Annotated in this window: 18 protein-coding genes; 8 read left to right on the plus strand and 10 right to left on the minus strand. The window is 70.9% G+C overall.

What is annotated here, in order from left to right:
* Positions 1–38: 38 nt before the first annotated feature.
* The 5 genes from ACIRVK_RS26090 (at position 39) to ACIRVK_RS26110 (ending at position 2951) form a co-directional block, all read left to right on the plus strand.
* On the plus strand, positions 39–863 hold the full coding sequence (locus tag ACIRVK_RS26090; RefSeq protein WP_404251140.1) for a helix-turn-helix domain-containing protein: 825 nt from the start codon (positions 39–41) through the stop codon (positions 861–863).
* The gene (locus tag ACIRVK_RS26095) at positions 863–1066 is read left to right on the plus strand and encodes a DUF397 domain-containing protein (protein WP_404251142.1); all 204 of its coding nucleotides are present in this window, start codon (positions 863–865) and stop codon (positions 1064–1066) included. The genes ACIRVK_RS26090 and ACIRVK_RS26095 overlap by 1 nt, the downstream gene beginning before the upstream one ends.
* A 48-nt stretch (positions 1067–1114) precedes the next feature.
* On the plus strand, positions 1115–1714 hold the full coding sequence (locus ACIRVK_RS26100) for a histidine phosphatase family protein (protein ID WP_404251019.1): 600 nt from the start codon (positions 1115–1117) through the stop codon (positions 1712–1714).
* A 121-nt stretch (positions 1715–1835) separates the two neighbouring features.
* Entirely contained in the window at positions 1836–2462 is a 627-nt protein-coding gene (locus ACIRVK_RS26105; RefSeq protein ID WP_404251021.1) for a hypothetical protein, read from the plus strand.
* Between the two features lie 66 nt (positions 2463–2528).
* Positions 2529–2951 carry an acyl-CoA thioesterase gene (locus ACIRVK_RS26110; RefSeq protein ID WP_404251023.1) on the plus strand — a complete coding sequence of 141 codons (423 nt, stop codon included), beginning with the start codon at positions 2529–2531 and terminating at the stop codon, positions 2949–2951.
* A 6-nt stretch (positions 2952–2957) separates the two neighbouring features.
* Here the strand turns inward: ACIRVK_RS26110 and ACIRVK_RS26115 are convergent, their stop codons facing one another.
* Together ACIRVK_RS26115 and ACIRVK_RS26120 are read right to left on the minus strand one after the other, a co-directional pair.
* The gene (locus ACIRVK_RS26115; RefSeq protein WP_404251025.1) at positions 2958–3539 is read right to left on the minus strand and encodes a GNAT family N-acetyltransferase; all 582 of its coding nucleotides are present in this window, start codon (positions 3537–3539) and stop codon (positions 2958–2960) included.
* Positions 3540–3576: 37 nt separating this feature from the next.
* On the minus strand, positions 3577–4434 hold the full coding sequence (locus ACIRVK_RS26120) for an NAD(P)H-binding protein (protein ID WP_404251027.1): 858 nt from the start codon (positions 4432–4434) through the stop codon (positions 3577–3579).
* Between the two features lie 95 nt (positions 4435–4529).
* Between ACIRVK_RS26120 and ACIRVK_RS26125 the strand changes: the two genes are divergently transcribed.
* Complete coding sequence (locus tag ACIRVK_RS26125; protein WP_404251029.1) at positions 4530–5327, plus strand: helix-turn-helix domain-containing protein; 798 nt, start codon at positions 4530–4532, stop codon at positions 5325–5327.
* A 44-nt stretch (positions 5328–5371) separates the two neighbouring features.
* Positions 5372–5986, plus strand: a complete 615-nt coding sequence (locus tag ACIRVK_RS26130; protein ID WP_404251030.1) for an exonuclease — start codon at positions 5372–5374, stop codon at positions 5984–5986.
* On the opposite strand, the gene ACIRVK_RS26135 is transcribed toward ACIRVK_RS26130, so the two are convergent.
* From ACIRVK_RS26135 to ACIRVK_RS26170, 8 genes are all read right to left on the minus strand, one after another.
* Positions 5940–6560, minus strand: coding sequence for a TMEM175 family protein (locus ACIRVK_RS26135; RefSeq protein WP_404251032.1), 621 nt, complete (start codon positions 6558–6560; stop codon positions 5940–5942). The genes ACIRVK_RS26130 and ACIRVK_RS26135 overlap by 47 nt on opposite strands.
* A 154-nt stretch (positions 6561–6714) precedes the next feature.
* Positions 6715–8094 (minus strand): 8-oxoguanine deaminase, encoded by a 1380-nt coding sequence (locus ACIRVK_RS26140; RefSeq protein WP_404251034.1) that lies wholly within the window; start codon positions 8092–8094, stop codon positions 6715–6717.
* Positions 8095–8104: 10 nt separating this feature from the next.
* Positions 8105–9001: a factor-independent urate hydroxylase gene (pucL, locus tag ACIRVK_RS26145; RefSeq protein ID WP_404251036.1), complete on the minus strand. Its 897-nt coding sequence runs from the start codon at positions 8999–9001 to the stop codon at positions 8105–8107.
* A 6-nt stretch (positions 9002–9007) separates the two neighbouring features.
* Complete coding sequence (gene uraH, locus ACIRVK_RS26150) at positions 9008–9397, minus strand: hydroxyisourate hydrolase (RefSeq protein WP_404251038.1); 390 nt, start codon at positions 9395–9397, stop codon at positions 9008–9010.
* A 3-nt stretch (positions 9398–9400) separates the two neighbouring features.
* The gene (gene uraD / locus ACIRVK_RS26155) at positions 9401–9922 is read right to left on the minus strand and encodes a 2-oxo-4-hydroxy-4-carboxy-5-ureidoimidazoline decarboxylase (protein WP_404251040.1); all 522 of its coding nucleotides are present in this window, start codon (positions 9920–9922) and stop codon (positions 9401–9403) included.
* A gap of 127 nt (positions 9923–10049) precedes the next feature.
* A complete protein-coding gene (locus tag ACIRVK_RS26160; protein WP_404251042.1) occupies positions 10050–10418 on the minus strand; it encodes a helix-turn-helix domain-containing protein in 369 nt (122 codons plus the stop codon).
* Positions 10415–10666 carry a hypothetical protein gene (locus tag ACIRVK_RS26165; RefSeq protein WP_404251044.1) on the minus strand — a complete coding sequence of 84 codons (252 nt, stop codon included), beginning with the start codon at positions 10664–10666 and terminating at the stop codon, positions 10415–10417. Before ACIRVK_RS26165 ends, ACIRVK_RS26160 begins: the two co-directional genes overlap by 4 nt.
* Before the next feature lie 249 nt (positions 10667–10915).
* A complete protein-coding gene (locus ACIRVK_RS26170; RefSeq protein WP_404251144.1) occupies positions 10916–11179 on the minus strand; it encodes a hypothetical protein in 264 nt (87 codons plus the stop codon).
* Here ACIRVK_RS26170 and ACIRVK_RS26175 point away from each other — a divergent pair.
* Positions 11102–11284 carry a hypothetical protein gene (locus ACIRVK_RS26175; protein ID WP_404251046.1) on the plus strand — a complete coding sequence of 61 codons (183 nt, stop codon included), beginning with the start codon at positions 11102–11104 and terminating at the stop codon, positions 11282–11284. The genes ACIRVK_RS26170 and ACIRVK_RS26175 overlap by 78 nt on opposite strands.
* The last annotated feature ends 140 nt before the right edge of the window (positions 11285–11424 follow it).

Genomic DNA, 11424 nt, shown 5'->3' on the forward strand with positions numbered 1-11424 from the left:
TGGGCGTGACGGGGCGAGAGCCGCAGGGCGGCGACGGGATGGAGCCGTACGGCGCCGATGACGAGGAGTCCGCGGCGGTCCTGCGGACGGTGGGGCGGGTCGTCAAGACGTGCCGCGAGCGGAAGGGACTGAGGCAGGCCGAGTTGGGGGCTGCCATCGGGTACAGCGAGGAGCAGGTTTCGTCGGTGGAGCGGGGGCGCAGGGCGCCGAGTCCGACGTTTCTGGAGGCGGCCGACGGGGTTCTGGACGCCGGTGGGTTGATCGCCGGGTTGAAGAAGGACGTGGAGGAGGCCCGGTATCCGAAGAAGGTGCGGGATCTGGCGAAGTTGGAGGGGGAGGCGGTCGAGATCTGCGCCTACACCAACACCGTTATTGACGGCCTGCTGCAGACCCCGGAGTACGCACGGGCTTTGTACGGGATGCGGCGGCCACTCTTCACCGAGGAGGAGATGGAACGCCTTGTCGCTGCGCGTATGGGGCGGCAAGAAGTCTTCGACAGGCAGCCGACGCCGATCTTCAGCTTCGTCCAGGAGGAGGTCACGTTGCGCCGCCCTGTCGGAGGCAGAATGGTGATGCGTAGGCAGCTCGAACGTCTGTTGGAGTTCGGCCAGCGCCGGAACGTAGAAATCCAGGTGATGCCGACGGACCGCGAGGACCATGCTGGTCTGGCAGGCTCGTTCCAACTGCTGCGGCTCAAGGAGGGAGACACGGTGGGACACAACGAAGTCCAGCTGATCAGCCGTCTGATCTCCCACCCCAAGGAGATCCAGGTCCTGGAGATCCGCTACGGCATCATCCGGGCCCAGGCGCTTACGCCCCGTGAGTCGCTGGCCTTCGTCGAGAAAGTGCTGGGAGAGACATGATGACCAACCCCTCGATGGGGAACGGTTCGGCGCTGGAGTGGTTCAAGAGCAGCTACAGCACGAACGACGGCCCGGCGTGTGTGGAGGTCGCCTTCGCCCCCGAGGCCATCCACGTACGGGACTCGAAGCGCGTGCCAGGCCCCCAGCTCGCCTTCGCTGCTCAGCAGTGGGCCGCTTTCCTCTCGTACGCCGCAGGTCACTGACGGCAGTTCTTCCGGGCGCTCGGCGCATCGGCTCGTAGCCTGGGGCTCATGGGTGACGTCTTCCTCGTCCGGCACGGTGAGACCGAGTGGTCGCGGTCCGGGCGGCACACCGGGGCGACCGATGTGCCGCTGACCGAGCGCGGGCGGGAGGAGGCGCGGCGCCTGGTGCCGCTGATCCGCTCGCACCGGATCGGCGCCGTGTTCGTCAGCCCGCTGCAGCGGGCACGCGAGACGGCGGAGCTGATCGGGCTGCACGACGTGCGGGTCGACGTGGATCTGCGGGAATGGGACTACGGCGGCTACGAGGGCGTCACGACGATCGAGATCCAGCGGGAGCGGCCCGGGTGGTTCCTGTTCAGGGACGGCGTGGCGCCGGGGCCGCCCGAGCACCCCGGGGAGACCCCGGAGCAGGTCGGTCAGCGGGCGGACCGGATGCTGGCCAAGGTGGACGCGGCGCTCGCGAACACGGAGGGGGCCGTGGTGCTGGTGGCGCACGGGCACTTCCTACGGGTGCTGACCGCCAGACGGCTCGGTCTGCCGCCGTCGGGCGGGGCGCTTTTCCAACTGGCGACCGGGACGCTGGGCCGGTTGGGGACGGAGCACGGGCGGCCGGTGATCGCGGGGTGGAACATCCGGCCGGCGGGATAGCGGCGCACCGCGCCCGGGGCGTTGTCAGACCCTCGTCGTAGTCTTCGAGTGGGCTGATCGCGCCAGGTGGGGACGGGCGCGGGGGCCTTTCGGAGACCTGCCCGCCGGGAGGGAGCACGCCGTGACACGACCGCCGACCGCCGCCCAGCGGCGTGTCATCGACGCCGCCGACCCCGTCACCGGGCGGCTGAAGGGGACGGAGGCGCAGCTTGCGGCCCTCGTGAAGCGTGGGCTCGCCTTCCGGCACCCGCGGCCGCCGCACGACCACTTCCTGACGCCGGCCGGGCATCGGATACGCGAGGCCGAGGAGCCCCGGGCACCGGTCGAGGCCGGGGCACCCGCCGGCGGGGTGTTCGCGGCGCGGGTCGGCGGTGAGGAGCCGGCGGCGGACGGGCCCGGTCGCACCCGGGAGGTGCACAGCGCTTGGCAGGGGCTGCTGGAGCTGCGCCGCATGACCAACCGGGACGGGGAGACGGACCGGCCGTGCGGCTGGGAGCGGTCGCATCTGGTGCAGGCCGCCGCGCTCGCCCTGGAGGCGGCCGGTCACCGACCCGCGCAGGGGGACGGCGGCCCGGGGTACCTGGTGCGGGCGACGCCGCAGCCGGAGGCGGTCGCCGTGCACGCGCCTGATCCGGGGTCGCTGCGAGCCTGCGCGGCGACGCTGGAGCGGGCCGGCTGGCAGGTGAGCGAGCACAACGACCCACGGGCCGGGGCGCGTTACTTGCTGGCGTCGCCTCGCCGGGCCTAGACAGGCATGCCAAGATCAGTCGGTCACATCGTCCAACTGTGCGAGCCGTACGAGGAGAGGAAGCTTGTGAGCGAACCGTTTTCCGTCCCGGTGACCGTGCGCGGGTACGAGACCGACGTACAGGGCCACCTCAACCAGGCCGTGTACCTCAACTACGCGGAGCACGCCCGCTGGTCGTTACTGCGGGCGGCCGGGATCAGCCAGGCGGAGCTGATCGGCAGGGGCGTCGGCCCGGTGGCCCTGGAGACGACGATCCGCTACCGGCGGGAGCTGATCGCCGGCGACGAGGTCCGGGTGACGTGCGCGTTCGCCTGGTCCGAGGGCAAGACGTTCCGCATCGAGCAGACCGTCCGCAAGGCGGACGGCACGGTGGCGGCCGAGATCACGGCCGTCGGCGGACTGCTGGACCTCGAGGAGCGCCGCCTGGTCGCCGAACCCCGGAAGCTGTTCGAGGAGCTGGCGACGGACCCGAGCCTGTTCGGTCTGTGACCGGGCTCAGCTCTTCCGCGTCCGTTCGTGCACATGCCCGTCGAGCGGGAAGGCGGGCGGTGCGGCGGGCAGCAGCCCGGCCAGGTCGTATCCGCACTTCTGGGCGACCCGGCAGGAGGCGGCGTTGTCGACCTGGTGCCGGAGTTCGAGGCGGACCAGTCCGTCCCCGGCGAAGGCGGTGAACGCCCAGTCGGTCAACGCCCCCAGGGCCCGGGGAGCGAGCCCGCGGCCCCGGGCATGCGCGACGGTCCAGTAGCCGACCTCGGCCGAGGGGGCGCCGGGGGCAGGGCGCTTGAGCACCATGTGTCCGAGGGGCCGCTCGCCCCGGGCGCCCGCGGTGGCCGCGGTGGCGGCTTCGACGACGGCGAAGGCGAAGCGGTCACCGGCCGCCCAGCCCTGCCGCTGGGCCTGGATCCAGCGGACGGCACCGGCCTCGTCCTCGACGTCCCACCTAGTCCAGCGCCGCAGCGCCTCGTCACCGATCAGTTCGACCAACGCCGGAACGTCGGCCGCCTGCCAAGGGCGCAGCACCAGAGCGGGGGCCGAGGACGTGGCGGGCACGGTGAGCCGGGTCGCGATCTCCTGCATACCGTGACTCTATGCGGCACACCCCGTCGGCCTGGCCTCAACCCAGCCGTACGAACGCCGACTTGTGGTCCCGTGCCCACTCGCGGTACGTCCGCGCGGGCCGGCCCAGCAGGTGGCGTACGTCGTCGGTGACGACCTCGTTGCCGCCGTTCCTGACGAACTGCCTGCTGATCTCGGAGGCGTCGACGAACGTGTCGGTGAAGCCCAGCCCCAGCAGATACGCGCGGGCCTCGGCGGCGGAGAGGTCGCGGACCTCGACGGGGTGTCCCAGCAGTTCCGCGAGGACGGCGGCCTGGTCCGGCACGCTGAGCACCTCGGGACCGGTCAGCGTGTACGTCCGCCCCGAGTGTCCCGCCTCCACCAGCGCCGCCGCCGCGACCTCGGCGACGTCCCGGGGGTCGACCACGCCCTGACCGCCCGTCCCGCTCGTGTTCGGCACCGGCGTGCCCGCGCGGACCGCCTCCGCCCAGCCCAGGGTGTTCGAGGCGAACGCCGAGGGGCGCAGGATCGTCCACTCCGCTCCGCTGTCCCGTACCGCCTGCTCACCGGCCACGTGCCAGGTGCCGACCGGGCCGACGGCCGGGTCGCCGGTGCCGATCCCGGAGAGCTTCACGATCCGGCCCACCCCTGCCGCCCGCGCCGCCTCGACGAGGCCGCGGTCGTGCTCGGCGTCGTCGGGGCCGAACACCCCGACCAGGAAGGCGGCGCTGGCACCCGCCATCGCCGCCTGAACCGAGGCTGGGTCGCGGTGGTGGCCGCGCACCGCCTCCACCTCCGAGGGCAGTCGCGCCCCCTCGGGGTCCCGGGTGAGGGCGCGCACCTTCTCCCCGCGCGCCACGAGTCGTCGTACGACCTCACTGCCGATGGTGCCGGTGGCACCCGTCACAAGAATCATGACCTCAACGGTGGGCCGGGAAGGGCCCGCACTCTAGGAAATTCCGGCACGGTCCACGGGCCTCGGCGCCCGCCCGCCGCGCTTACCGTGGAGGGGTGACGAACCCCGTGACCCGGCGCGCCCTGCCCCTGCCCGACGTGCTGCGTCCCTGGGTCGCGGGCATCGACTCGCTGGCCGTCGGATCGGTGGCGAAGGAGCCGTTCGTCCACCTCCCGGACCCCGACACCAAGGTGGTCCTCCGGCTGGAGGGGAACGGCCGCAGCTCCGCGCTGGTCGTCGGGCCGCGCGTCCGGGCCACCTATCACCAGGGCAAGCCCCTCATCTCGTGCCTAGAGGTGAGGCTGGCACCGGGAACGGCCAGGCCCCTGCTGGGAGTTCCGGCCCTCGACCTGGTCGGCCGGGCCGTTTCCCTGGACGTGCTGCCGGGTGAAGGAGCGCGCCGGCTGGCGCGGGAGCTGCGCCGGCTGGAGCCCGAGGAGGCGGTGGACCGGCTCGCGGCCATGCTTCCGGAGCGGCTGGCCGCGTCCTCGGACGACTCCCGCACCCGACTGGTGCGCGCCGGGGTCGACGCGATGTCGCTGCGCACAGGACACGTACCCGGTCCGGTACCGGATGTCGCACGAAAACTCGCGTTTTCCGAGCGGCAGTTGAGGAACCTGTTCGCCGAGGGCGTCGGCCTCTCCCCCAAGCACTACGCCCGGATCAACCGCGTCCGCGCCGTCCTGGCCCACGCCACCGACCTGTCCTGGGCCGAACTCGCCGCCGCCACCGGCTACTACGACCAGTCCCACATGACGTCCGACTTCCGCACCCTCATGGGGGTGCCACCCCGCTCGTACTTCGCGGGCCGACTTCCCAGCGCCACACCCTGCCAGTCGATCCGCCGGACCTGAATTTCGGGTGCGGGCCGGCCGCCCGCCTGCGATGCTCGGCCCTCATGTCCGTACGACGCGTCAAGCCCAGTTGCTACATCTCCGTCGACATCGAGGCCGACGGCCCCATCCCCGGCCCGTACTCCCTGCTGAGCATCGGCGCAGCGGTCGCCGGTACGCAGACCGCCGAAGGGTTCACCGCCGCGGACCCGGAGGAGCGGACCTTCTACCGCGAACTACGGCCGATCAGTGAGGAGTTCGTCCCCGAGGCGCTGGCGGTCAGCGGTCTTGACCGGGAGCGGCTGAGGAGCGAGGGCGCCGAACCGGCCGTGGCTCTCGGCGAGTTCACCGACTGGGTCCGGGAGGTGGCAGCGGGCGCCCAACCGGTGATGTGCGGCTACCCGGCGTCGTACGACTGGACGTTCCTCTACTGGTACCTGATCCGCTTCACCGGGTCGAGTCCGTTCGGGCACTCGGGCTGCCTGGACATGAAGACGCTGTACGCGACGAAGGCCGGGCTGCCGCTGAGGGCCGTCGCCAAGGGCACCATGCCGCGCCATCTCCTGTCGAGCCGGCCGCACACCCATCACGCCCTCGACGACGCCGTCGAGCAAGCCGAGCTGCTGGCCAACCTCATGGCGTGGCCGGGTCCTCACGGGTCGGGATCGGTACCTGGTTGAAGCCGTAGTACAGGGCCAGCAGGCCGTGGGCCGCGAGGGTGAGGGGGGCCGAGACGAACGCCAGGCCGACCGTGACGGGGTAGCCGAGGGTGCCGAGGGCGAAGCGGGCGCGGGTCGCCCGGGCCGCCGGGACGTCGACGCGGGCGTCGAAGAGGTGGCCGGTGCGGGTGAGGTGCCACCACAGGGCCTGGAAGGTGAGGGCCATCGCCACCATGACGAGGCTGTAGACGGCGGCGGCGACGTGCGAGGCCGCGTCCTCCCGCAGATACCTCGCGAGCATCGCCGTCGGCCAGGGCACCGCCGCCACGACCATCAGCACCAGCAGGTTAAGGAACATCAGCGTACGGTCGACACGGGCCACGTAGCTGAAGAGCTGATGGTGGTTGATCCACATGATGCCGATGACCAGGAAGCTCACCACGTACGCGGCGTACGAGGGCCACTGCGCCCCCAGCGCGTGCCAGAGGCCGCCGTGTCCGTGGATCTCCGGGACCTTGATCTCCAGGATGAGCAGGGTGATGGCGATGGCGAACACACCGTCGCTGAAGGCCTCCACACGGCCGGACTCGTTCATGGGAGACAGCGTGCACCATCGGGGGGCTCACCCCCGAGTACCGTTCCGGGGCGCGCGTGGACGTGCGCGCCCCGGAGACGGTCGCCGTGGACCCCATGAGGGCCCGCGACCACCGGGCGAGGGCCGTCCCCCTCGACCGGAGTTCCTCGACTGCTCAGCCCTGCGCGGAGATCCGTGCGAGCCGCTGGGCCTCGGCCCGGGTGGAGCGGGCGATCGCGTCCTCATCGACGTGCAACAGGCGGCCCTTCTCGACGATCTGACGGCCGTTCACGAAGGAGGCGGTGACCGGGGCCGCCGCGCCGAAGACCAGCGCGGTGACCGGGTCGGCGATGGAGGCGTGGGCCAGGGTGTCCAGCCTCCAGAGGACCAGGTCGGCGAGCTTGCCCGGCTCCAGTGAGCCGATCTCCCGTGCCCGGCCCAGGACTTGGGCGCCGCCGTAGGTGCCCAGGCGCAACGCCTGGCGGGCGTTCAGCGCGGCCTCCCGGTGCGCGCCGAGGCGGTTGACGAGCAGGGCGTTGCGCAGTTCGGTGTGCAGTTCGCCGGACTCGTTGGAGGCGGTGCCGTCGACGCCCAGGCCGACCGGGACGCCGGCCGCGAGCATGTCGGGGACGCGGGCGATACCGGCCGCGAGGCGGGCGTTGGAGGAGGGACAGTGGGCGACGCCCGTCCCTGTCCGGGCGAAGGCGGCGATGTCGGAGTCGTTCATGTGGACGCAGTGCGCCATCCACACGTCCTCGCCGAGCCAGCCGGTCGACTCGAAGTAGTCGGTCGGGCCCATCCCGAACAGTTCCTTGCAGAACTGCTCCTCCTCGACCGTCTCCGAGCCGTGGGTGTGCAGCCGCACCCCGAGTCGGCGGGCCAACTCGGCGCCCTCACGCAGGAGTTCGGTGGAGACCGAGAAGGGGGAGCACGGCGCCACGGCCACCTGGGTCATCGCGTCGAAGGACGCGTCGTGGTGCTCCTTGACCGTCTGCTCGGTCGCCGCGAGAGCGCCCTCCCGGGTCTCCACGGCGAAGTCCGGGGGCAGGCCGCCGTCCTTCTCGCTGCGGTCCATGGAGCCGCGGGCGAGGGTGAAGCGCACGCCCGTCTCGCGGGCCGCCCGGATGATGGCGCCGGACAGGTCGCCGGAGCCCTTCGGGAAGACGTAGTGGTGGTCCATGGCTGTGGTCACACCGCCGCGGGCCATCATCGCCAGGGACCCCTGGGCGGCCGCGTACACCATCGGCTCGTCGATGCGCGCCCAGGTCGGGTACAGGGCGACGAGCCAGTCGAAGAGGTTGTGGTCGGTGGCCAGGCCCCGGGTGATCCACTGGTAGAAGTGGTGGTGGGTGTTGACCAGTCCGGGGGTCACCAGATGACCGGAGGCGTCGATGCGGCGTACGACGTCCTGGAGGCCCTCGGGGGCCGGTCCCGCGCCCAGCGACTCGATGCGGTTGCCGGCGATGACGACGTGTCCGGACGCGTACTCGGTGTCCTGCGCGTCGACGGTCGCGATCGAGCAGTTCTCGATGACCACGCGCTGTGTTGCTGCCACGGTTCGTCCTTCAGAGGTTGGTGAGGTCCGCCGGGATCTTCGCCTCGCGGCCGTCCCTGAGGACGGTGGCCTCGATCAGGCCGTAGGGCCGGTCGGCGGCGAAGTAGACCTCGTTGTCGTTCTTCAGTCCGAACGGCTCCAGGTCGACCAGGAAGTGGTGCTTGTTCGGCAGGGAGAAGCGGACCTCGTCGATCTCGTCGCGGTTCTCGATGATCCGCGTGCCCATGGCGTAGAGGGTCTGCTGCAGCGAGAGGGAGTACGTCTCGGCGAAGGCCCGCAGCAGGTGCGACCTGGCCTCCTGGTAGGAGGCGTCCCAGTCGGGCGCCTGCTGCCCGTCGTCGGTCCAGTTGTACCGCCAGCGGGCGGAGACCTCGGTGGCGAGGATGCGGTCGTACGCCTCGGGCAGGGTGGTGTAGCGGTCCTTGACGTAGCCCCAGAACTCGGAGTCCGTGGAGTTCAGGACGGTCAGGTCCTTGAGCCCGGAGACGACCTCCCAGGACGAGCCGTCGTACGTGATCTGGGCGAGGCGGGTCTCCTGGCCCTTGCGGACGAAGGAGTGCGCGCCCTTCCCGGAGTGCTCCATCCGCTCCCAGGTGTACTCCTCGACGCGGATGCGGGCCCGGTGGATGGGCTCCTGGCTCGTCACGAAGTGCCGCGCGAGGTGGATGCCGAACTGCTCGGCGGACTCGATGCCGTGCTCCTTGGCGAACGCGTACACGGTGTTCTTGGTGGTGTCGGTCGGCAGCACGTTGGCGTTGGAGCCGGAGTAGTGGACCTCGTCCATGTCACCGGAGAGCGACACGCTGACGTTCAGGTCCTTGATGTGGTGGGTGGCGCCGTCCCGCGTGATCTTGACGACTCGGTTCTCGGCCTTGCCGTACTGGTTCTGTCCCAGAATGGTGGGCATGTGTAGCTAGCTCCCTCGGTATACGGAGTAGCCGAACGGGTTGAGCAGCAGCGGTACGTGGTAGTGCTCGCCGGCCTTGACGGCGAAGGTGATCGCCACCTCCGGAAAGAAGGCACCGCTGTCCCGATTCGCGGGGGCGTCCTGCTGCGCATCGGCTTGCTTCTTCTCGAAGTACGGTTCGACGGCGAAGTCGAGCCGTACATGGGTCGTCCCTTCCGGCAGCGCCGGGAGGTCCTTGCACCGGCCGTCGGCGTCGGTGGCCGCCCCGCCGAGCGCCTGCCAGTCCGCGTCCCTGCCGCCGCGGGCGGAGAGGTGGACGGCGACACCCTCGGCGGGGCGGCCGACGCTGGTGTCCAGGATGTGCGTGGACACGGAGGCGGTGGTGCTGGTGCTCATGGTTCAGGCTTCCTCTTCGACGGGTTCGACGAGCCGGGCCAGCCGGATGCGGTTGATCTTGCCCAGCTCGGTGCGGACGATCTCGCGCTCCTGCTCCGGCGCGTTGCCGATCCGTTCCTTGACCGCGTCGCGCATCTGCTCGGCGCTCAGGCCGGTGGCGCAGATGAGGAAGACATGGCCGAACCGGTCCTGGTAGGCCAGGTTCAGTTCGAGCATCTCCGCCTTGAGCTCGTCGGAGGCGCCCGCCATGCCCCGCTGCTCACGCGCCGAGGTCGGATCGCCCTCCTTGGGGCGGCCGATCGGCGGGTGCCCGGCCATGGCCTCCGCCAGGTCCGCCGTGGTCAGCTCGGCCATGGCGGCGTCGCTGGCGGCGTACAGGTCCTGGACGGAGGAGTAGGGGCGGGCGGCGAGCAGGCGCCGTACCCACGCCGTGGCGGCGCACGCCTCGTGGAGTGCGGCGTGGGCCGCGGGCTCCTCCAGGGCGTTGAACCGGGCCAGGCCCGGGGGCGTGGATGTCGACGTCACGGCAGCCTCCGTGGCCGCGAACGGCCGTCGTGCTTCTGCGGGTGCCGTCAGCTAACGCCCCGAGGCGACATCACGTCAACACTTTGTTGAAAATTCCGGGTAACGAAACCCCGCGCGGGGCGCCTGCTCAGCCCTCTTTCTCGCGATTGAGGTAGTTGTAGACCGTGAACCGGCTGACGCCGAGCGCGCTCGCGACGGTCTCCACGCCGTGCCGTACGGAGAAGGCGCCGCGCGCCTCGAGTATCCGTACGACCTCCTGCTTGGCCTTGCGGTCCAGCTCGGCGAGCGGCTTGCCCTGCTTACGCTCCATGGCGGCCAGGATATGGTCGAGGGAGTCCGCGAGCTGTGGCAGCCGTACGGCGACCGCGTCGACGCCCTCCCAGGCGAGCACGACGTCGTCGGGGCCGGCCTCGTCCGGCGGGAGCAGCTCGCCGCCCATGGCGTCGACGAGCGGTTTCACGGCCGTGATGAACGGCTCGTCCCCGGTGCCGGTCACGCGCCGCCCTCCCCGATGACGTTGACCTGCACGGAGATCCGGGTGGCGCCCGCCTCCAGGGTCTTGCGCAGCACGGCGTCCAGCGCCGTCAGAACGGCGTCGGTCGCGCCCTCCGCGGTGTTGCCGAAGGGGCCGACGTCCACCGCGTCCAGCTCGGCCGCCTCGATGACCTCCCGGGCGACCAGCGCGTGCGCGGGCGCCTCGTCGAGGTCGAACGGCTCGGTCGTGAACTCCACTCTCAATCGCACAGTACCCCCAGACACCCTTCTGACCTGCACTTTCACCCCCGATCACCCACCGAGAGGGCACACCGAGGGCACAGTGAGGGCTGCACCACGGTCGCGATCTACCGCAGGCCGGTCAAGTTCACGCGGCGGAGCTGGTTCGTCCGCCACGAGGCGACCCTAACCGACCTGGGCAACGGGAGGCGGTGCGCGCTCCCTACGGAGCCGCGCTGTCTCGCCGCGCATCTGGCCAACCTCTGCGCGGGGCGGTGGTCACCACCAAGGTCCCGCCAGGACCTTTGATCCGCTGCTGCGCCCTGCCGTCCCGCTCAGTTCCAGGTCCTTGCGCATGGCATCGCTGCATGGTCGGGTGCAGCCGGCCCAGATGCCGACCGCGTCGGAGTAGTCCGGCCGACGGTCGTCCACCTCGCCCACGGAGACACCGCCACCGGAGGTGTCGTGGATGAAGTTCCCGGTGATCGTGGAGTTCTGGGTGCCGTCGGCAAGGTCGATGCCGGTGCCGCCGGTGTGGGTGATCTCGTTGCCGGTGAAGGTGACGTTCGAGCCGCGGTGGACCTGGACAGCGGCGGAGGCCCGGAGAACATGCAGGACTTGATCAAGCTCCAGGAGCAGGTTGCCTGACCGTTGCGGCGTGATGCCGTCGGGGGCTGACGATGTGCGATCCGGCCGCTTCGATCGCCGGAGTGTCGCCCACTTGCCACTTCCCGGGTGGCTACAGCCCCAAACGCTGCCGATCGCCTTGAGTCGACAGAATCGCGGAT

The sequence above is a fragment of the Streptomyces sp. NPDC101152 genome, assembly GCF_044768275.1.
In the GTDB taxonomy this organism is placed as follows: Bacteria; Actinomycetota; Actinomycetes; order Streptomycetales; family Streptomycetaceae; genus Streptomyces.

Bases quoted from the DNA above. Each gene is read 5' to 3' on its own strand.
- ACIRVK_RS26100 (WP_404251019.1), top strand. From the start codon at position 1,115: ATGGGTGACGTCTTCCTCGTCCGGCACGGTGAGACCGAGTGGTCGCGG.
- ACIRVK_RS26130 (WP_404251030.1), top strand. From the start codon at position 5,372: ATGTCCGTACGACGCGTCAAGCCCAGTTGCTACATCTCCGTCGACATC.
- ACIRVK_RS26135 (WP_404251032.1), bottom strand. From the start codon at position 6,560: ATGAACGAGTCCGGCCGTGTGGAGGCCTTCAGCGACGGTGTGTTCGCC.
- uraH (WP_404251038.1), bottom strand. From the start codon at position 9,397: ATGAGCACCAGCACCACCGCCTCCGTGTCCACGCACATCCTGGACACC.
- pucL (WP_404251036.1), bottom strand. From the start codon at position 9,001: ATGCCCACCATTCTGGGACAGAACCAGTACGGCAAGGCCGAGAACCGA.
- ACIRVK_RS26090 (WP_404251140.1), top strand. From the start codon at position 39: ATGGAGCCGTACGGCGCCGATGACGAGGAGTCCGCGGCGGTCCTGCGG.
- ACIRVK_RS26120 (WP_404251027.1), bottom strand. From the start codon at position 4,434: ATGATTCTTGTGACGGGTGCCACCGGCACCATCGGCAGTGAGGTCGTA.
- ACIRVK_RS26115 (WP_404251025.1), bottom strand. From the start codon at position 3,539: ATGCAGGAGATCGCGACCCGGCTCACCGTGCCCGCCACGTCCTCGGCC.
- ACIRVK_RS26095 (WP_404251142.1), top strand. From the start codon at position 863: ATGACCAACCCCTCGATGGGGAACGGTTCGGCGCTGGAGTGGTTCAAG.